This is a genomic window from Bordetella sp. H567, from assembly GCF_001704295.1.
GTDB lineage: Bacteria > Pseudomonadota > Gammaproteobacteria > Burkholderiales > Burkholderiaceae_B > Bordetella_C.
Window position 1 is genome coordinate 4,624,015 of sequence record NZ_CP012334.1, and the last position, 20,444, is coordinate 4,644,458.

Sequence of the window (20,444 nt, forward strand, 5' to 3'; positions counted from 1 at the left end):
CAGATACTCATGCTTGAAGCCATCTCGCTGGACCAATTGCGCACCTTCGTCGCGGCGGCCGAAGCGGGCAGCTTTTCCGCGGCGGGCCGGCAGTTGCGGCGCGCCCAATCGGTGGTCAGCCATACCCTGGCCAACCTGGAGGCGCAAACCGGCGTCAAGCTGTTCGACCGCGGCGGCCGCTATCCGGTACTGACCGACGCGGGCCGCGCCCTGCTGCAGGAGGCACGCTCGGTATTGCAGGGGATGAACGCCTTCAAGGCCAAGGCCAAATCCATGGCCAACGGGCTGGAACCGGAACTGACCGCGGTCATCGACGTCATGTACCCCATGCAGGCGCTGACCAAGACGGTCGGCGGGTTCCGGGCCGCCTTCCCGCACACGCCGCTGCGGCTGTACGTGGAGGCCCTGGGCGGCGTGGCCAAGCCCGTGCTGGACGGCACCTGCGCGCTGGGCGTGATCGGTTCCCTGCCCACCATCCCGGACATCCTGCAAGGGGAAAAGCTGCTGGACGTACCCATGGTGAAGGTGGTGGCGCCTTCGCACCCGCTGGCATCGGTGGACGGCGAAATCACGGCCAGTGAACTGGCCAAGCATGTGCAGCTCGTGCTGACCGACAGGACCGACCTGACCGCCGGCAACAACTACGGCGTTTTCTCGCCACTGACCTGGCGGCTGGCGGACATGGGCGCCAAGCATGCCTTTCTATGTGCCGGTTTTGGCTGGGGGCACATGCCGCTGGCGATGGTGCAGGCGCAGATCAACAGCGGCGAACTGGTGGCCTTGACGCGCGAGAGCCCCGAATGCCGCGTGCCGCCGATCTCCGTGCATGCCGTGTACCGGCATGACAATCCCCCCGGGCCGGCGGGACGCTGGTTCCTGGACCAGCTCAAGGACGGCAGCCGTGCCTGCCCGACCACGCTGGCCGCCACCCGGGGCACCGACGCGGGCGGCCAATAAGCCGCGCCGCGCCGGCGCATCGCCCGGGTTACCGGGCGGGGCGTACCTGGCCGACGTCGCTCGGCGGCCTACTTCTTCGCGACCGGATCCAGTCCCGTTTCCTCCACGACCGGCTGCGCCTGCGCCGATGACAGGAACTTCAGCAGCTCCGCGGCTTCCTTGGAATGCTTGGAGCTGACCGGCACGCCGCCCGCGTAGCGGGTGATGGACTGCACCGACTCGGGCACCTTGCCGACGAAGGTGACGCCCGGTACGGGCAGCAGTTCGGCCACCTGCTGAAAGCCCACTTCGTACTTGCCATTGGCGACCTGGGACGCCACGGGAATCTTGGGCACCATCGTGGCCTTGCCTTTGACCTGTTCTTCGATGCCCAGCTTCTTGAACATTTCCTTCTCGATGTAGACACCGCTGGCGCTGTCCGAATAGGCAATGGACTTGGCATCCAGGAGCGCCTTGCGCAATCCCTCGACCGTGGAAATATCCGGCTTGGGATGCCCTTGCTGCACCACCATGCCGATGGGCGAGTCCGCCAGTTCCACGCGCGAGGACTTGCCGACCTGCCCCTGCTTGATCAGGTCATCCAATGCATACCCCACCATGATGACCACGTCCGCCGGCTCATGCCGGGCCAGCCGGTTGGGGATGGACTCGGCCGATTTGCCCATGGACGGGCCGTGCTCCGTGACCAGCGTATTGCCGGTCGCCGCGGTGAACTGCTGCCCCAGCTTCTCGTAGGCAGCGGAAAACCCGCCCGATATCAGGACGTGCAGTTCCGCCGCCTGTACCGGCGCGTAGGCCAGGGACGACGCCAGCAGCGAGCCGGCCAGGGCCAGGGTGCGAAGGGAATATTTCATGAGCTCCTCGATAGCTTGGTGTGAAAAAAACGAGCCGGCACCCGCCGTGCCGGCCATGATGCGTAAGCCGATGTGGGTATCAAGCCTGCGTGGCCATGCGGGGTATCAAGCCTGCGTGGCCAAGCGCGCCGCGGCGGCGCCGCGCGCGTACAGCGCCAGCGTCGCGCAGAATGCACAAATCGCCGCGAACGTCATCCAATAGCCCGGCGCCGCACGGTCGCCGGTGACGTGGATCAGGGCCGTCGAGATTTCCGGCGTAAAGCCGCCGAATATCGCCGTCGCCAGGCTGTACGCCACGGAGAACCCCGCCACGCGCACCGACGCCGGCATGACTTCGGTCAGCGCCACGACCATCGCCCCGTTATACACCGCGTACAGGAACGACAGCCACAACAGCACGATCAGCATCTTGGTGAATGTCGGCCCATTGGCCAGGAAGGTCAAGGTGGGATAGGCCGTCAGGATGGCCAGCGCGGTCATCGCCAGCAGCACGGGCTTGCGGCCGATGCGGTCCGAAATGGCGCCGCCGATAGGTAGCCAGATGAAGTTCGACACGCCGACGCACAGCGTCACCAACAGGCTGTCCGATGTGCTCGGGTGCAGCACCGTCTTGCCAAAGGTCGGCGCATACACCGTGATCAGGTAGAAGGCCGTGGTGGTCATTGCGACCATCAGCGCGCCGCCTATCATCAGCTTCCAGTTCGCCACCAGCGCGATCCAGGACTCCCGCAGGCCGGGGCGATGGGTACGGGCCTTGAAGGCCTGCGTTTCCTCCAGGCGACGGCGCAACACGAAGATGAAGGGGATGATCAGGCAGCCGACGAAGAAGGGAATGCGCCAGCCCCAGGCCGCGATGGTGGCCGAATCCATCCAGCGGTTCAGGCCGAAGCCCAGTGCCGCGGCCACCACGATGGAGATCTGCTGGCTGCCAGACTGCCAGCTGGTATAGAGGCCCTTGCGGCCCGGCGTGGCCATCTCGGCCAGGTACACCGATACGCCTCCAAGCTCCGCGCCCGCCGAAAAGCCCTGCAGCAGCCGCCCCAGCAGCACCAGCAAGGGGGCCGCGGCGCCGATGGCCGCGTGCCCGGGCACGAAGGCGATCAGGATGGTGCCGCTGGCCATCAGCGACAGCGTCACGATCAAGCCCTTGCGCCGCCCAACACGGTCGATATACGCGCCCAGGACGATGGCGCCCAGCGGCCGCATGAGAAAGCCCGCGCCGAAGACGGCGAAGGTCTGCATCAGGGATGCGAATTCGCTGCTGGCGGGAAAGAAAACGGCCGCGATCTGCGTCGCATAGAAGCCGAAGAGGAAGAAGTCGAACTGCTCGAGGAAATTACCGGCCGTCACGCGCACGACCGCGCGCGCAAGGGTGAAAGCGGAAGGCGCCGAAGCGGAAGGCCGTTCCGCCGACAGGGATTGCTGCATGCTCTTTGTCCTTTCAGGAATGCGAGGCGCCCGATGCATCCGGACAAGCAGAGCGGCGGAAGGACATCGATGGATAGCAATCGCGTCGCGCCGGCCGGGACGGGCGGAACGCGCGCGTGCGCATGACCTTTACTCCCTGCGAGGACAGTGCAATGGGGCACGCCACCGGGCGAGTGCCCGGACCATCACAGCGGGTACGTTAGCCGGCCGACCTGACCGGCGCATTAAATCCGCGGGCGGGATTGTTTGCCCGACGAGCCGGGCGATGCCCCGGCCGCGCGGCGCGGGTGCCCCGGGACACGAAGCCGGCACGCCGCGTTCGCGTCCGGCGGCTTCCCGTGCCGGCTTCGCGACGCGTTCGCATCGCCGGGACGTGGACGGGCGACGCGTAAGGGGATACGCGGATATTCAGTTTTTTGACAGCATCCGCGCGGATAGTGCGCGCGTATATCGCCCGGCGTGCAGGGCAACCGTCATCAGGGCAGGTATGAACGCGGCCGCCCGGCCGCCCGAAGGTCGCGCACCCGCCCATGGGAGCAGGTCGCGCAGCGACAGGAGGGTACACCCGTGAACGCGCATTCATCCCGGACGTCGGACAAGGCAGCATTGGGCATGTTTTGCGTGCTGCTGGTGTCCTATATCGTCAACGCCATGGACCGTCAGCTGTTCTCCGTGCTGGCCACCGATGTACGCAACGCGCTGAACCTGGGGCTGCCGCAGATCGGCCTGGCGGCGACGGTGTTCACGCTGGGCATGGGCCTGGCCGGCGTGCCCACGGGCTACCTGCTGGAAAAAATGTCGCGCCGCTCGGTGGCCATGCTGGGCCTGGTCATCTTTTCCGCGGCAACCTACCTGACCGCCTATGCCACCGGCATGTCGGACCTGCTGGTCTACCGCTTCATCTCAGGGCTGGGCGAAGCGATGCAGTTGACCGCCCTGCTGGCCATCGGCACCACCTATTTCCATTCCCATCGCGCCGTGGCCGCCAGCTCGCTGAACTTCACCTACGGCATCGGGGCGGTACTGGGCCCGAACATCGGTGCGGCCATCCTGGGCGCCACCCATTGGCAGGCGCCCTTCATCGTCTTCGGTTTGCTGGGCGCGGTGGCCCTGGTGCTCATCGTCCTGCTGGTCCGCCCATGGTTCACCGAAGTGCGGGTGTCGGACGACACCGCGGCGGACGCGCCCCTGGAAACCGGCGTCGCGGAAACCGTGTGGGCCTGGACGCCCATGACGCTGGCGCTGGCGACTGTATTCGCGGGCCTGTCGATCTATGGCTATCTGGGCCTGTATCCCACGTATCTGCGCGAAGCCCTGGGCTTCGCGCCGGGACAAGCCGCGCTGGCCGTCAGCTTCTACGGCTTCGGCGCGCTGCTGTCGCTGCTGGGCGGTTGGCTCGGCGACCGCTACGACTATCGCCGCCTGCTCTTCGTCGCGCTGCTGCTCTCCGCGATCGCCGGCGGCCTGCTGTTCGGCGGGCTGGAGAAGTCGCTGCCGCTGCACATCCTGTTTTCCTTTGTCTTCGGCGGCGCGATCAGCGGCATGGCCTACGCCAATCTGTCGGCCGGCATCATCAAGTCGGTCAAGCGATCGAAGGCATCGCAGGCGTCCGGCCTGTTCGTCGCGGCGCTGTATATCCCCGCCGCTTTCGCCGGCTATCTGCTGGGCGAATTGAAGGTCGCCTTCGGCTGGACGGTCGCCGGGCTGGTGCAAGTCGCCGGTTGCGCGGTGATCGCCGCCATCCTGGCCATCGCCGCGCGAGCCAGCGGCAAACGCGCCGGGCAAAGCGCGACGGCGCGGAGCTGATAGGGATACCGGAGCGGCGTCGCCCCAGGCCGCCGCTGATCGGACGAAGTCAGCGCAACAGCACATGTCGGTACATATCGGTACCGCGAAATAGGTCACGAAATATCGGACTGAATTAATGGCTTGTCGCCCGAAGTATCCGATTGAGCGCCTGTGAGTCCCGACAATGCCTCATTTTTCGCGCAACACATGTCGGATTCAGGCCTGTTTTTTACTTCCTTAAGTCCTACGCCGTAGCGGACTTCTAGACTCCGCAAAGTCACGGCTCGGACGCCTCCGATGGCGCCCGCCATTTCCCCCGCCTTTGACGTCCGGATGCGCACGCACACGCCGCGCCTTCGCGCGTTCGCGTTCCCGATTTTCGGAAGAAGCTACGCCATGATCAGAGTCCATCTTGCAGTACCGCTGCTGGCGGTCCCACTCGTGGCCGTCGACGCCGCCGCCGAGGAGACCAGCACCCGGCGAACGCGTACCCTGGGCTACACGTGGTCCAGCGCGGGCGGGAACTTCGATATCCCGGCCGCGAGCGACTTCGTCACCGTCCCGCTCGGCCTCTCCGGACCGGGCGGCCTACGCAAGCGGGGCAACGGCGAGTTGCGCCTGCACGGCGCGAACACCTACACCGGCGGCACGCATATCGCGCAAGGCATCCTGCAGGTGGGCAATGGCGAAGGTGCCGGCAGCATCGTCGGCAACGTCTACAACGACGGCCTGCTGGAGTTCGAACGCGGGGACGACGTCAGCTTCGGCGGCCGCATCAGCGGGCGAGGCTCGGTCCATTTCCTGGGGACCGGCACGATGACGCTGACCGGCGACCACGCGTACACCGGCATCACGGCCCTGGGATACGGCAGGCTGCGCCTGGGCGATGGCGGCACCTCGGGTTCGCTCGCGGGCGCCGTGTACAACCACGGCGCGGAACTGGTCTTCGATCGGAGCGACACGCTGCGCGTGTCACAGGGGCTGTACGGCTACGGCACCGTCGTGCAGGCCGGAACAGGCACGACGATCGTGAGCGGCACCAACAATTATCACGGCAGGACGCAGGTCCGCCGCGGCACCCTGGTGCTGGAGGGCGCCCAAGCGCGGATAACGGGGCAATTGACGGTTTGGCGCGGGGCGACGCTGGCGGGCAGCGGCACGGTGGGAAGCAGCGTGTTCGTCGAAGACGGCGCGACCTTGCTGGCGGACCGGCCAGACGGCACGCTCGCGATGAAGGAGCTGGTCCTGCGACCCGGCGCCACGCTGCGCGTGTCGCTGGACGGCGCGTCCGCGCTGCGCCAGCCGCGCTTCGAGGTGGCGCGGGACCTGGTCCTGGACGGCACCGTGCATATCGCGGGCAGCGCGGATCGCGGACTTCATCGGCTGATCGCCTACGGGGGAATACTGACCGATCGGACCCTGGAGATCGGCGACGTGCCCCCCGGCACGCGCCGCGCCGCCTGGCACGTGCGCACCTCGCGGCCCGGGCGTGTGGATCTGCTGCATGATGGTGGCCGGCCCGTTCGCTTCTACGGGAATGGGAATTATTGGCGCGCCGCCGGGGGCGTCGTCGGCGGCGGCACTGCGGCCGGTGGATCCAGTGCCGTCGGCGGCTCGGGAGCTGTCGGTAGATCCGGTGCGGTCCGCGGAAACGGTGCGGTCGGGGGGAACGGTGCGGTCGGCGGGTTGGGTACGATCGGCGGCCACGGTACGGTCGACGGTCCTGGCGGCGTCGGCGAGTGGTCGGAGGATGGCACGGTCGCCGACGGCGCGTGGACAGACAACGCCATGGCCATCTTCGGTGGAAATCCACGCACCGTGATCGTCGACGACAGCGCCGGAACCGTGCGTTTTTCCGGCACGCAGTTCCTGGTGGACGGCTATACGGTCGCCGGCGCCGGGACGTTGACAACGGACACGCCCGACACCGTGCTGCGCGTGGGTGACGGCGCCACGATCGGCAACAACAACGACGCGACTGGCAATGGCAATCGCAAGGACGGTGTCGGTGATGGTGGCGGTGGCGGCGGTCGCATTGGTGGTGGCAGTGACGGGAGTGGCGGTGGCGGTGGCAGTGGCAGCGGCACTGGCAGTGGCGGCGGCGACACCGGCGGCAACATGCGCGCCACCATCAGCGCCACCATCGCCGGACCAGGCGGCCTGGTGAAAACCGGTCCGGGCACGCTGGTCCTGCACGGCATCAACCACCATACCGGCGGCACGACCTTGAAGGAGGGCGTGCTGGAAATCCGCGAGGACCGCAACCTGGGTGCACCGCATGCCGAGCTGGCCTTCGACGGCGGCACGCTGCGCGCCACCGCGGACATCACGGGATCGCGTCCGGTCGGGGTGCGCGGCCCAGGCGGCACCGTGGATACCGGCCCTCACACCGTGCACTGGACCGGGCCGTACACCGGCACGGGCACGCTGACCAAGACGGGACCGGGGACACTGCATCTGGCGGGCCCCAATGCGGCCACGGGCGCCTTGGCCGTTGCCGCGGGCACGCTGCGCGCCACGGCCACAGGCGCCTTGGCCCCGTCGATGCGCATCGTCGTAGGCCGGGGCGCAACCCTGGATACGGCCGACACGCAGCAGACCATCGCCGGCCTGGACAATGCCGGCCTGGTCACCCTGGCAACGCCGCTGCCGCCCGGCGCATCCGCCGGTGCCCTACCCGGCAACGTACTCGTCGTGCGCGGCGACTACATCGGCCGCGACGGCGTGGTGCGCCTGCGCACGCACCTGGGCGGCAGCGATAGCCCGACAGACCGGCTGGTGATCGACGGCGGACGCGCCAGCGGGCGCACACGCCTCGCCATCGTCAACACAGGCGGCCTGGGCGCGCACACACGGGGAGACGGGATCGAAGTGATACGCGCGGTCAACGGCGCGACCACGACCGCGCAGACCACGCGCGACGCCTTCGCCCTGCAAGGCGGGCATGTCGACGCGGGCGCCTACCAGTACCGCCTTTATCCGGGCGACGCCTACGGTGCCGGTGAAAGCTGGTACCTGCGGTCCACGGCGCCCGCCGTGCCCGCCGCCGCGGCGCAGGGCGCGATACCTGGCTCCGGGCAGGGCGCGGCGCGCGCCATGGCCGCCGCGCCGGGCCGCACCAGCTATCGCCCAGAAACCGCCCTGTACGCCGCGCTGCCGGCCATGCTGACGCAGGTGGACCTGGCGATGCTGGGCACCCTGCACCGGCGCGAAGGCGACGGCGCCGTCTCGGCGGCGCTGGACTCCGGCGCATCGCGCCGCCGCGCCTGGGGCCGCGTCATCGACCAGGACACGCGTATCCGCCAGCACGGGACGGTCGCGCCGCGCAGCGCGGGATGGACGTCGGGCGTGCAAGCGGGTGCCGACCTGTATGCCGGCACGCACCATCGCGCCGGACTCTACGGCGGCACGCTGGGCTGGCGGCATCGGGTACACGGCGACGCCGGCGGCATCCCCGATCGCGCCGTCGGCCGCCTGCAGGGCCGCTCCAACCAGCTCGGCGCCTACTGGACGTACAAGGCCGATGCGGGCTGGTATGCCGACATGGTGCTGCAGCATGGACACGAACGCGGCAAGGGCAACGCCGCCGGCGGCAGCAGCGCGGATTTCCGCGCACGCGGCACGCTGGTTTCGCTGGAAACCGGCGCACCGCTGCCGCTGGGCAGGCGCTGGACGGGTGAGCCGCAGGCACAGCTCATCGCCGTCCACCGGCATATCGGCGATGTCGATCTGCCCGCCGCCACCGTGCGCCAGCATCCGGGCAACACCGTCATCGCGCGCCTGGGCCTGCGGCTGAAGGGCGATTACGCCGGCCGGCACGGGCAGGCCTTGCCCTACGCGCGCGTGAACCTGTGGCACGGGCTGCCGGGCAGCGATACGCAATCCATACAGGGACCGGGCGGCACGGCCCGCATCGGCGAGGCGCGTGGCTACACGTCGGGCGAACTGGCCGCCGGCGGCACCTGGATCGTCAACCGCCACATCGGGCTGTATGGAGAAATCGGGCGCCTGTATCCCCTTGGCGGTGCGCAGCGCGTCTCCGCCGGACACACGATATCCGCGGGCATGCGCATCGCGTGGTGAACGGCCGGCCGCGTCCCGGCATGCCCGCCAATATCCGTGCCGGCGCGGCACCGGGGGGCAAGGCCGTCGCCGCCGGCGCGAGTAGAATGGCCGCTCAGGCGCATTTCCCCCTTCGTATCGCCGCCATGCCCGTGCACTATCTCCGTGCGTTGACCAGCCCCGGCCGCACCACCGAAAGCAACCGCCGCCTGGGACGCTCCCTGGCCTTCGTCGCCGGGGCGGCGAACGCCGGCGGCTTCCTGGCGGTGGGCCAGTACACCTCCCACATGACGGGCATCGTCTCCGCGCTCGCGGACCACGCGGTCCTGGGCGAGATCGCGCTGGTCGTCGCGGGGCTGTGTTCCCTGCTGGCCTTCATGGTGGGCGCGGCCGTTTCCGCCATCCTCATCAACTGGGGCCGGCGGCGCGGCGCGCACAGCGAATACGCCATGCCACTGATGCTGGAAGCCTCGCTGCTGCTGGTGTTCGGCCTGCTGGGCGCGCAGTTGGAACAGCAACGCATGTTCTTCGTCCCGGCCACCGTGGGCCTGTTGTGTTTCATCATGGGCTTGCAGAACGCCATCATCACCAAGATATCGAAGGCGGAAATCCGCACGACGCACATGACGGGCGTGGTCACCGATATCGGCATCGAAATCGGCAAGCTGCTGTACTGGAATGCCCGCAACGACGGGCCCCGGGATGCCAGGGTGCTGGCCAACCGGCCGCGGCTGCGGCTGCTGGGGTCGCTGCTGGGCATGTTCCTGCTGGGCGGGTTGGCCGGCGCGCTGGGCTTCAAGCACATGGGATTTGTCGCCACGGTGCCCCTGGCCGGACTGCTGGTCTTGCTGGCCATCGTGCCGGTATTCGACGACCTGGCCGCGCTGGGCCGGCGGTTCTAAGATCCGGAGGCGACGCGGATGCGAAGAGCGGGCAGCGCGGATCTTCCCTTGCATGGCGGCCGCGTGCCGGCCTGGCTGGGCGCGCGCATGACGCGCCTGGGTGCGGTCATCACGCAGGCCATCGTGCACCACTACGGCCGCGATGAATTCCTGCGCCGCCTGGCCCATCCTTTCTGGTTCCAGTCCTTCGGCGCCGTCATGGGCATGGATTGGCATTCCTCGGGCATTACGACCAGCGTGATTGGCGCGCTCAAGCGCGGGCTCGCGCCCTTGTCGGGCGAACTGGGCATACACGTCTGCGGAGGACGCGGCAACCATTCGCGCAGGACGCCGCAGGAACTGGCGCTCGTCGCCGAACGCGTCGGCGTGGACGGCGATGCGCTGGCGCGCGCCAGCCGGCTGGTGGCCAAGGTGGACAGCGCGGCGGTGCAAGATGGATTCGATCTTTACCTGCACGGTTTCTTCGTCACCGATGACGGCAAATGGACGGTGGTGCAGCAGGGCATGAACGGCGACAACCGCCTGGCCCGGCGCTATCACTGGCTGTCCGAGGATTTACGCAGCTTCGTCGACGCCCCGCACAGCGCCATCGACGGCCCCAACCAGGGCCGGATCATGAACCTGACCGACCGGCGCGCGGCCGCCTCGCGGGATGGGCAACTGGTGCTGCTGCGCGAGCAGGGGCCGGACTTCATCGTCGCGGAAGCGGGCGCGCTTGCCGCATCCCGGCCGGACATCGACGCGGACGACACGGCGATGCCGCGCTCCGCGGCGGCCAAGGGCAAACAGGCCTCGCGCGGCGCGGCGACTACGCCCGCCTTGGGGGCCGGCGTGCCGGCGCAGGGCCAGCTTGCGCTGCCGCACCTGGTCATGCCCGCCCATCACGACGTACGTCCCAAGGATGTGAATATGCGCCGCCTGCATGGTGCGCTGGCGGCCGCCGCCGAATGCGGTCCCCGGGATTTCGCCGAGCTGCTGCTGGTGCCCGGCGTGGGCGCGCGCACCGTGCGATCGCTGGCCCTGGTCGCCGAGGTCGTGCATGGCGCGCCCTGCCGCTTCGCCGACCCGGCGCGGTTCTCCATGGCGCACGGCGGCAAGGACCGGCATCCCTACCCCGTGCCCCTGGATGTCTACGATCGCACCATCGACGTCATGAAGACCGCCGTCAGCCAGGCCCGGCTGGGCAACGAAGAAAAACTGGACGCGCTCAAGCGCCTGGACCGCCAGGCCCGCCGCCTGGAGGACACCGCGCGCGGCCCGGCCCTGCCTGACTTCATCGAGCAGGAACGCCACGATTCGCCGGACTACGGCGGGCGCAGCGTGTTCGGGTGGGAAGCGCGCGCGCAGGTCATGCCGGCCGATGACGGCGACGCGGACCGTTAGCCACCCATCGCCACCCGCCACGGCGGGAGGCACGCCACGCCGGCTAAAACGCGATGCTGCACGGCAAGGCGTCAGGCATCCCGTGACAATGCGACACCCTGGCTCGTATGCGCGACGGGGCGCATCACGCGTCGCGCAGCAGGTCGTGCGAGTTCAGGATGTCGTAGGCGATATCGGGCCGCGCATCCAGGCACCGCCGCACCGCCGACGGAATGCTTTTGCGGGTCAGCCGGCACAGGCCGGGACATTCTTCCAGATGGATATCGAAGCCGCGCACCGTGCGGACCTCGTTGGAGCCGGGGACGATGCGCAGGCGTATGCCCAATTGCGCATGGATGCGGTCGCCCAGGTGCAGCAGATCGGCCAGGTCGCGCGCGGCTTCGATGCGCTCGATCAGCCGCTTTTCTTCCTGCTTGGTCAGGCGCAGGACGCGGACATCGCCTTGCGGATCGCACAGCAGGCGTTCGCGATCGCACACGCAGGCGCCCGGCGGACATTCTTCACGGATGGGAAACGGCAGGTTCATGGCGGGATACGAAATGGCGCCCACATCATAGTTCCTTTGCACCGGCCGTAAAATGGCGCCCGGCCGGCCGCCGCGCCGTCACGACAAGACCACCAACCCCGCATCACCGATGAAACCCTCGATCGATACAAGACGTTCCGCCAACCCGGCCCTGGGCATTGCCGTTTTCCTGCTGATCGCCATCGCGGGACTGTTCTACGTGAAGTGGTCGCCCTACTACACCCGCGCCTGGGTCGCCGCCGATAGCCATTCCATCGGCACCTCCATCTTGATGGGCACGGCCGACAGCCCGCCGTCGCCGTCCCTGCGCGCGGCCGTGGACTATGCGCTCGCCTATGGCAAGGCCATCTGGCAGGCCATGGTACTGGGCCTGCTGCTGGGATCGGCGGTGCAGGCGCTGCTGCCGCGCCGCTGGATCGCACGCGCGCTGGGCGGCACCGGCCTGGGTAGCGTCGTGGCGGGCGGCCTGATGTCCCTGCCCGGCATGATGTGCACCTGCTGTGCCGCGCCTGTGGTGGCCGGCCTGCGCAAATGCCAGGCGGCGCCCGGCAGCGCCGTCGCGTTCTGGCTGGGCAATTCGGTGTTGAACCCGGCCACGCTGGTTTTCATGGGTTTCGTGCTGGGCTGGCAGTGGTCGGCGTTGCGCCTGTCGCTGGGCGTCGTCATGGTGTTCGGGCTGGGCTGGCTGCTTAACCGCATGAACGCCATATCGGGGCGCACGATCGATCCGGCGCCGGTGCAGGCCCTGCAGGCGCAGGCCCAGGCCGAGGCCAGCGAAGCCGGTGTCTTCAGGCGCTGGGTCGCGATCTTCGCGCGCATGACGCTGCGCCTGGTGCCGGAATACATCGTCCTGGTGCTGCTGCTGGGCGCCGCGCGCGCCTGGCTGTTCCCGCATATCAGCGCGGACGTCGACAACCACCTGTGGTGGATCGCCGGCCTGGCGGTGGCGGGCGCGCTGTTCGTCATCCCCACCGCGGGCGAAGTGCCCATCATCCAGGCGATGCTGTCACTGGGCATGGCGGCCGGTCCCGCCGCCGCCCTGCTGATGACGCTGCCGCCCATCAGCCTGCCTTCGCTGGCGATGCTGGCCGCTTCCTTCCGGCGCGTGGAGCTGGCCACGGTATTCGCCGGCGTCGTCGCCACCGGCCTGGTGGCGGGCGGCCTGGCGATCGCGCTGGGCTTCTAGCGTCCGGTCACGACGTCATCGTCGCGGCCCATACGCGCGCATAGTTGCCGCCCAGTATCAAGCCCGCTTCCTCTTGCGTGAAGCCTGCGTCGAGCAGGGCCCGCGCCAGCTGCGGTAGCTTGCGGTAGCTGTCCAGCGCCGACGGGCCCAGCAGCCCCAGCATGTCGGTACCCACGCCCACGTGGCGCACGCCCACGACGTCCACCATGGCGCGGATGCCGCCGGCCATCGCGGCCAGCGAGGGGTAGGTGGCGGCAAGCGGCCAGACGCCGATCACGCCGTCCGTATCCGCGATCAGGCGTGCATGCTCGGCAGAGATGGCGCGGCCATAGCGCGACGGCCGCTGGCTCAAGGCCGTATGGGACAGCACCAAGGGGCGCGTGGTCACCGCCGCGGCCCGCTTCACCAATGCCTGCGTCCCATGGGCGACGTCGACGACGATGCCAAGGCGGTTGCATAGGCGGATGACTTCCGCGCCAAAGTCCGTCAAGCCCCCATGCACGGGCGGCGCGGTCTGGATATCGCCCAATTCGTTGACGCGGTAATGCGTCAGCTGCAGATGGCGCAATGCATGCCTGCGCCACGCGTCCTCCAGCCGGCCCGCATCGCCTTCCAGGAAATCCGCCCCTTCGGCGGCCACGATCACACCGCCGCCCGTCGCGCGGGCGGCCGCCAGCGCGGGGCCGTCCAGCACCGGGCGCAGGCCCTGTTCCGACATCAGGGCATGCAGGCGCTGGAAGGACGCCTCGCCGCGCGCGGCCATCTCGCCGGGGGCGGGCTCGCGGTAGGCAACGATGCGGCGCCGCCCCGACGCTGTCTCGACGATATGGTCGACGCTGGAATCCGTGACGATGGCCAGGCAGACCACGTCCATGCCGCCCGCGCGCATGGGTGATGCGACAGGCGAGAAAGCGCGCGGCACCGGCGCCCGGCCCAGGGTCATATGGCCCGCATGGCTGTGTATGTCGACGGTGACCTGCGCGCGCATCCAGGCCAGCGTATCGGCATCGCTCGCCGGCGCGGCGGCGCGGGCGGCATGCGGTGCCGCGCCTTGCGGATCCGATGGCGCGGCGCAGGCGGCCAGGCCGGACAAGGCACCCAGCGCCAGGAAACGCCGGCGGTTCAATCCCGCGGCTTCCCAAGGGTCCATGATCGGTGTCACGCGCGCGCCGCGTATCCGGTATCGCCAGCCGGCGGGATCGTCGCGCAGCGGTTCCCAGTACCCTTCGACCCGCACGGGGCCGGTGCACACGGGCACGGCCGTGCCCGCGTGCACCTCCACCGCCCTATCCGCGTCCAGGCTGGCGTGGGCGCCGCAACAGGGCATGTCCTCGGTCAGGGCCAGTGTGTCGGAAGGCCGTCCGGGCAGCGGAAAGACGGGATACCCCGCCAGCACCACGCGCCTGCCCGAGGCGATGGCCTGGGCACCGGAATAAATCACACGCCATTGCAAGCGCATTGAAGCTCCTGGGGACGATCACGGGATCGCCGCCATGATGCGCTTCCGGGCTGTCGATGCGCTTGCCGCGCGGCCGGATCGCTCACTCCACGGAGATATTGCGTTCGCGCGCTACCTGCTTCCAGGTCGCCGCATCGCGCTTTACCAGGTCCGCGAACTGCGCCACGGAAAGATCCGAGGGCACCGCGCTTTCCGCGGCGAACATCTCGCGCATGCGCGGCTCCGCGACCACGGCGCGAATCTCCGCATTGAGCTTGCGGACCATCGGCTCGGGCAAGCCCGCCGGGCCCAATACGCCCCACCACAACTGCACCGCGTAGCCCGGCACGGTATCGCCGGCCGGCGGCAGGTCGGGATAGAAAGGCGAGCGTTCGGCCGAGGTCACGGCCAGCACCCGCACGCGACCGCTCTTGAGCATGGCCGATATCGAGGCAAAGCTGGCGACGATCATATCGACGCGTTCGGCCGCCAGGTCGTTCATGGCGGGCGACATGCCCTTGTAAGGCACATGCATGAACGAAACCTTGGCCATGCCGGCCAGGATCTCGCTGGCCATCTGGTTGATCGAGCCGATACCGGCGCTGCCGTAGCTGATCTTGCCGGGTTCCTTGCGCGCGTCGTCTAGCAGGCTGCGCAGGCTGTCGTACTTCGATCCCTTGCCGACGGTGATGGCCATGGGGCTGGACGCCAGCATCGCGACCGGGCTGAAGTCCTTCAGCACGTCGTATTGCAGCTTGGGCTGTACGGCGGCATTCGTCGTGAAGGTGGAGGAGCTGAGCATCAGCACCGAACCATCCTTCGGCGCGCGCGCCACGTAGTCGGCGCCGATGGAGCCGCCCGCGCCAGGGCGGTTCTCGACGATGACCGAATTGTGCAGGCGCGCCGAGAGCTTTTCCGCCAGCACGCGGGCAAACACATCGTTGCTGCCGCCGGGCGGGAAAGGTACGACCATGGTCATGACCTTGGGGAAAGCAGGCTCTGCCTGCGCGTGGGTCGCGACAGGGGTCGCGGCCAGCAGGCCGCACGCCAGCACACCGGCCAGCAGCACTTCACGTTTCATGGGGCGAGTCTCCGTGGGGATGCGGGCCGTCGTGGCGGCGCCGTCGGTTCATTTGCCATCGATACTAGAGCAATACGAGCACCGACGGCAACCGTACGGCTGCCGGGCTCCTTCTCGCGTCGACAGGCCCTAGCGCGCCAGACGGCGGATCGCTTCGACCAGACGGTCGATTTCAGCGTCGGTGGTCAGATAGCTGACCGAGGCGCGCGCGATATCCGCCAGCCCGCGCGCGCGCATGTCCAGCGGCGTATACGCGGGCCCGTTGCTGCTGATCGAAATCCCCTGCTCCGCCAGCATGCGCAGCACGGCGCTGCCCGCGTTCCCCGCGACCGCGAACGACACCAGCCCGGAGCGTTCGCGCCCCTGGTCCAGTACATCCACGCCCGGCACATCGGCCAGCAGCGCGCGCAAGGCCCGCGCGTTGCGGTCTATCCGCGCGCGCACGTTGTCGATGCCGATATCCAGCGCTTCGCGCAGCGCGTTGGCCAATCCGCACCGCAGCGCATATGACCGTTCGGAAGGCTCGAAGCGGGCGGCGTCGGTCCGCATCGCGGGCAAACCGTCGTCGTCCAGCGGCGCGGAATGGGTATCCACCCACGCCGGCGTCAGGCGCGGCAGGAAATCCTGGCGGATATACAGCAACCCGGTTTCGCGCGGACCGCGCAAGGCCTTGCGGCCCACTCCCGTCAACACGTCGCAGCCGACCTCGCGGACGTCGATGGGCAATTGCCCCACCGCCTGCGCGGCATCGACGAAATAGGGAATGCCATGCCGGCGTGCCACGGCGCCGATGGCGGCGGCCGGATTGATCAGGCCGCCATTCGCCGGCAGCCACGTCACGGAAATCAGCCGCACGCGCTCGTCGATCATGGCGTCGAGCGCGGCCGGGTCCGCCATGCCGCTGTCATCGCAGGGAATGGCTTCGATGCGCGCGCCGGCGCGTACGGCCGCGATGTGCATCGCCGCGATGTTGCCGCCCCATTCCTGGCGCGCCACCAGGATGCGGTCGCCGGCTTTCCAATTTCCCAATGCGGCGAACGTGCTGCCCCAGCCGCTCGAATTGCCCGTGGTCAGCGCGATTTCCGCCGGCTGTGCGTTCAGCAGCACGGCGGCCAGGATGCGGGCTTGTTCGGCCTGGTCGCGCGCCGCCACGCCCGCTTCGATCGGGCCCATCTCCGCCTCGCGCCACAATTGCCGGCGCATCGCTTCCAGCGTGTCCATCGATGACAGCGACGCCCCCGCGTGGTTGAAGTGGACCGTGGTACGCACGCCGGGTGTGCGGGCACGCAACGATTCGATGGCCGCGTCGGTCAATGGCGCGGGATGGGAAGAGGCATTCATGAAGGCTCCATACCGGGAACGCCGCGTACGCGGCAAGGGTTCTCATCCTAGTTGATCGGAAACTGTCCCTGCAGGTAGTCATCCTGCCATTTGACGTACTCCTCCACCGCCTCGATGCCGCCGATCGCCTCGAACGCCTGCCGGACAGCCTCGGTAGGCCGCCAGATCGGGGAGGCGTCGCGAGGCGACGTGACGTCGATGCCTTCCATGAAAGGCAGGGGCGATACCCAGCGATAGAACGGCAAGCCCAGTTCGGTAAGGATACGCTGGGACAGCGCATCCACGGCGCCTCGCTCGCCGGCGCCCAGCGCCGCGATGCGTTCCGGCCGGACCAGGCCGTCGGCGCCCAGCCATGCCGTGATGTCGAGCCGGTTCGCGTCGGTCAGGGCTGCCACCATCGCACGCACGGAATGGCACATCGGGGTCATCGGCATCAGAAAGCCCGCCTTGAACAGGTAGAACTCGTTGCCCACCGGCCGAGGGTCGCGCAGCGGAAGGCTGATCGAGCGGCTTTTCCGGTCCACGCCCAGGCTCGGATAGAACGCCATGCCATCGCGATCCATGTGCGGCGAGCGCAGCGAGACGACCCACCGCCCGGGCGCGCCCGACAAAGGCAGGTTGCCCCGGTCGGCGGCCTGCTGGACCAGCGTGCGGAACGTGGGCGAGCCGTCCAGGATGGACAGGAAGCGTGCCAGGGCTTCCTTGTCCGACTTCTGCAGGGCGAGCACCGCCTGCCCCTGGTTGGATGTCCCCGCCAGATCGAGCGTGTATCCATCGAAATACTGCAAGGAAGAGAAATCGCCGCCGCGCGGCAGGGCGCGCGCCTGGGCATCGGAGAGCACCAGGTTGGTATCCCACACCGTTTGCGTTTCCGATATGTTGCCGATCGGCGCGCGCGCCACGCCATTCAAGTCGACATACGGCGTCCGTCCCATGCGCAGCGGGTGCGGAACCACGCCGACATACGGGAAGACCCCCGGCTGCGCCGCGCACAGGACGCGAAAGGCGTCCACGACGCTGATGTTGGTGTCCGGCGCCGCCATCGCGGTTGACGCGGACGTCGACGCACCCGCCGCCCCTTGCACCACGGTGCCCTGCCCCGCGTCCAGCGCGCGCCTCTCCTCGGACGGTTTGACCCCCAGCAGTTGCGCCACCTGCGGCACGTTGCACCAGATGGGCGGAAGATCCACCCGTGCCGTGCCGGGCTTGAAGTAGAAGCCCGGACGCGCGGCCGCGAGCGACGGCGGCAGTGCCGGGAAGAGACCTGATGTACCGAGCGGGGTGGCAGAATTGGGTTTCATGAGGCGCCTCCAAGGTTCGCGGTGCAAGGCGCGGTGGACATGCGCCCTGTCGACTATCGAGGCGCTTACGTACGCGTTCGCGGGCAACGGTTCCTGCGGCCCGCCGGCATGTGGCCGCATCGCTGCTCATCCGGAAATTTCCGCGCCGGTTTTGCTTGCCTGTCGATTTCCCGCCGCGCCGATCGTCGTGTACACAGGGACACCCCGGTTGCGGCGACCGCGCCGGGTGGCTCTTACCCAACCAGGAGGGATCGCTCATGACTTACGTAGACGGATTCGTGGCCGCCGTACCCATCGAGAACCGCGAGGCCTATATCAGGCACGCGCGGATCGCCGCCGAGGTCTTCAAGCAAAACGGCGCGCTCAGCGTGGTGGAATGCTGGGAAGACCAGGTGCCCGACGGCAAGGTCACCTCGTTCCCGATGGCGGTAAAGCGCAAGGAGGGCGAAGCCATCATCTTTGCCTGGATTACCTGGCCATCCCGCGAAGCGGAACAACAAGGCATGAAGGCGGCCATGGAAGACCCCCGCCTGCACCCGGGCCAGAACCCCATGCCTTTCGACGGACAACGCATGATCTACGGCGGTTTCACCACCGTCCTGGATGTCTGACGGCGGACCTGCCTGTCCGGCGCCTGGGGCGGATGTCCGGCGGCGGTTTGCCGCCGGCCCCTGCCGCGGGCGATTGCCTTGCGGGCGGCGGTACCGCGTCCGGCATGCAGGTTTACGTCTATCGCGCGCCGCGCGCGGCTCTGGTATACAGGCACTTTCCCAGGACACCAGGGGACGCCCATGACCCGTGCCGCAGCGATCGCCCATGCCGATGCGTATTTCACCTCCGGCGGATTCCGCGACCGGCTGGCCCGCCGTATCGCCATGCCGACCGAAAGCCAGAACCCGGACCGGGCCGCCGACCTGGCGGCCTATCTGCGCGCCGAGCTGCAGCCCGCTTTCGAATCCATGGGCTTTGCCTGCCGCACGCTGACGCATCCCAAGGCGCGCGCGCCCTTCCTCTATGCGGAAAGAATCGAGGATCCCGCGCTGCCCACGGTGCTTGGCTATGGCCATGGCGACGTCATCCGCGGCCTGGACGCCGAATGGCGCGAAGGCCTGTCGCCCTGGGCGCTGACCGAATCGCAGGGCCGCTGGTACGGCCGCGGCATCGCCGATAACAAGGGCCAGCACACCGTCAATATGGAGGCCCTGCGCAGCGTGCTGGAGACACGGGGCAAGCTGGGCTTCAATGCCAAGTACCTGGTCGAGATGGGTGAGGAAACCGGTTCGCCGGGACTGCGCGAGGTGTGCGAGGCCAACCGCGAGCTCTTCGCCGCCGATCTGCTGATCGCCTCCGACGGCCCGCGGCTGCGCGCGGAGCGCCCCACCGTCTTCCTGGGTGCGCGCGGCGGCCTGAATTTCGACATGACCATCGAGGCGCGCGAAGGCGGGCATCATTCCGGAAACTGGGGCGGCCTGCTCTCCAACCCCGGCATCCAGCTGGCGCATGCGATCGCCAGCATCGTGTCGCCCACCGGCCAGATCCGCATCCCCGCATGGGTGCCCAAGGAACTGCCCGCGTCCGTGCGGCGGGTGTTGGCCGATTGCGAAGTGGACGGCGGCGCCGACGGTCCGCGCATCGATCCGGATTGGGGCGAACCGGGGCTGACGCCGGCCGAACAGGTCTACGGGTGGTGTTCTTTCGAAGTGCTGGCCTTCAAGACCGGCAACCCCGAGACGCCGGTCAACGCCATCCCGCCGCGCGCCTGGGCGCGCTGCCAGCTGCGCTTCGTGGTCGGGGTCGATACCGACGATCTACTGCCCGCGCTGCGGCGGCACCTGGACCGGCATGGCTTCCCCATGGTCCAGCTGACGCTGACGCGCGAAACCATGTTCAAGGCGACGCGCCTGGATCCCGACGATCCCTGGGTGCAATGGGCCGTGGCATCGCTGGAAACCACCAGCGGCAAAAAGCCCGCCATCCTGCCCAACCTGGGCGGCTCGCTGCCCAACGACATCTTCACGGAAGTCCTGGGCCTGCGGACTATCTGGGTGCCGCACTCCTACCCATCGTGCTCGCAGCACGCGCCCAACGAACATCTGCCGCCCGAGCTGTTGCGCGAAGGATTGACGCTGATGGCGGGCTTGTACTGGGATCTCGGATCCGGGCAGGTACTGGCCGTGCGGCGCGGGTAATACGCCAG

15 protein-coding genes are annotated in these 20,444 nt (G+C 68.5%); 8 read left to right on the plus strand and 7 right to left on the minus strand.

Annotated elements, in window-relative coordinates; all coding sequences use genetic code 11:
• Positions 1-9 precede the first annotated feature (9 nt).
• Positions 10-957 carry a LysR family transcriptional regulator gene (locus tag AKI39_RS20700; RefSeq protein ID WP_066640402.1) on the plus strand — a complete coding sequence of 316 codons (948 nt, stop codon included), beginning with the start codon at positions 10-12 and terminating at the stop codon, positions 955-957.
• Between the two features lie 68 nt (positions 958-1,025).
• Here AKI39_RS20700 and AKI39_RS20705 read toward each other — a convergent pair whose 3' ends face one another.
• Together AKI39_RS20705 and AKI39_RS20710 are read right to left on the minus strand one after the other, a co-directional pair.
• Positions 1,026-1,811, minus strand: a complete 786-nt coding sequence (locus tag AKI39_RS20705) for a substrate-binding domain-containing protein (RefSeq protein ID WP_066640405.1) — start codon at positions 1,809-1,811, stop codon at positions 1,026-1,028.
• Positions 1,812-1,916: 105 nt separating this feature from the next.
• Positions 1,917-3,239 carry an MFS transporter gene (locus tag AKI39_RS20710; protein WP_066640408.1) on the minus strand — a complete coding sequence of 441 codons (1,323 nt, stop codon included), beginning with the start codon at positions 3,237-3,239 and terminating at the stop codon, positions 1,917-1,919.
• 567 nt (positions 3,240-3,806) lie between these two features.
• Between AKI39_RS20710 and AKI39_RS20715 the strand changes: the two genes are divergently transcribed.
• From AKI39_RS20715 to AKI39_RS20730, 4 genes are all read left to right on the plus strand, one after another.
• Entirely contained in the window at positions 3,807-5,045 is a 1,239-nt protein-coding gene (locus AKI39_RS20715; protein ID WP_235610691.1) for an MFS transporter, read from the plus strand.
• Between the two features lie 378 nt (positions 5,046-5,423).
• Positions 5,424-9,110: an autotransporter family protein gene (locus AKI39_RS26195; protein ID WP_158515198.1), complete on the plus strand. Its 3,687-nt coding sequence runs from the start codon at positions 5,424-5,426 to the stop codon at positions 9,108-9,110.
• 125 nt (positions 9,111-9,235) lie between these two features.
• Positions 9,236-9,991: a YoaK family protein gene (locus AKI39_RS20725; protein ID WP_066643464.1), complete on the plus strand. Its 756-nt coding sequence runs from the start codon at positions 9,236-9,238 to the stop codon at positions 9,989-9,991.
• 18 nt (positions 9,992-10,009) lie between these two features.
• Positions 10,010-11,374: a DUF763 domain-containing protein gene (locus tag AKI39_RS20730; RefSeq protein WP_066640416.1), complete on the plus strand. Its 1,365-nt coding sequence runs from the start codon at positions 10,010-10,012 to the stop codon at positions 11,372-11,374.
• Positions 11,375-11,498: 124 nt separating this feature from the next.
• Here AKI39_RS20730 and AKI39_RS20735 read toward each other — a convergent pair whose 3' ends face one another.
• The gene (locus tag AKI39_RS20735; RefSeq protein WP_443102474.1) at positions 11,499-11,924 is read right to left on the minus strand and encodes a hypothetical protein; all 426 of its coding nucleotides are present in this window, start codon (positions 11,922-11,924) and stop codon (positions 11,499-11,501) included.
• A gap of 97 nt (positions 11,925-12,021) precedes the next feature.
• Here AKI39_RS20735 and AKI39_RS20740 point away from each other — a divergent pair, with 97 nt between their 5' ends.
• Positions 12,022-13,086, plus strand: coding sequence for a permease (locus tag AKI39_RS20740; protein WP_443103663.1), 1,065 nt, complete (start codon positions 12,022-12,024; stop codon positions 13,084-13,086).
• A 7-nt stretch (positions 13,087-13,093) separates the two neighbouring features.
• Here AKI39_RS20740 and AKI39_RS25320 read toward each other — a convergent pair whose 3' ends face one another.
• From AKI39_RS25320 to AKI39_RS20760, 4 genes are all read right to left on the minus strand, one after another.
• Complete coding sequence (locus tag AKI39_RS25320; protein ID WP_083228962.1) at positions 13,094-14,545, minus strand: dipeptidase; 1,452 nt, start codon at positions 14,543-14,545, stop codon at positions 13,094-13,096.
• Between the two features lie 82 nt (positions 14,546-14,627).
• Positions 14,628-15,605 carry a Bug family tripartite tricarboxylate transporter substrate binding protein gene (locus AKI39_RS20750; RefSeq protein WP_066640421.1) on the minus strand — a complete coding sequence of 326 codons (978 nt, stop codon included), beginning with the start codon at positions 15,603-15,605 and terminating at the stop codon, positions 14,628-14,630.
• A 129-nt stretch (positions 15,606-15,734) separates the two neighbouring features.
• Entirely contained in the window at positions 15,735-16,946 is a 1,212-nt protein-coding gene (locus AKI39_RS20755) for an aminotransferase class V-fold PLP-dependent enzyme (RefSeq protein WP_066640424.1), read from the minus strand.
• A 47-nt stretch (positions 16,947-16,993) separates the two neighbouring features.
• On the minus strand, positions 16,994-18,247 hold the full coding sequence (locus tag AKI39_RS20760; RefSeq protein ID WP_066640427.1) for a hypothetical protein: 1,254 nt from the start codon (positions 18,245-18,247) through the stop codon (positions 16,994-16,996).
• Between the two features lie 257 nt (positions 18,248-18,504).
• Between AKI39_RS20760 and AKI39_RS20765 the strand changes: the two genes are divergently transcribed.
• On the plus strand, positions 18,505-18,858 hold the full coding sequence (locus AKI39_RS20765; protein ID WP_066640429.1) for a DUF1428 domain-containing protein: 354 nt from the start codon (positions 18,505-18,507) through the stop codon (positions 18,856-18,858).
• A 180-nt stretch (positions 18,859-19,038) separates the two neighbouring features.
• Positions 19,039-20,436, plus strand: a complete 1,398-nt coding sequence (locus tag AKI39_RS20770) for a M20 family metallopeptidase (RefSeq protein WP_066640432.1) — start codon at positions 19,039-19,041, stop codon at positions 20,434-20,436.
• Positions 20,437-20,444 lie beyond the last annotated feature (8 nt).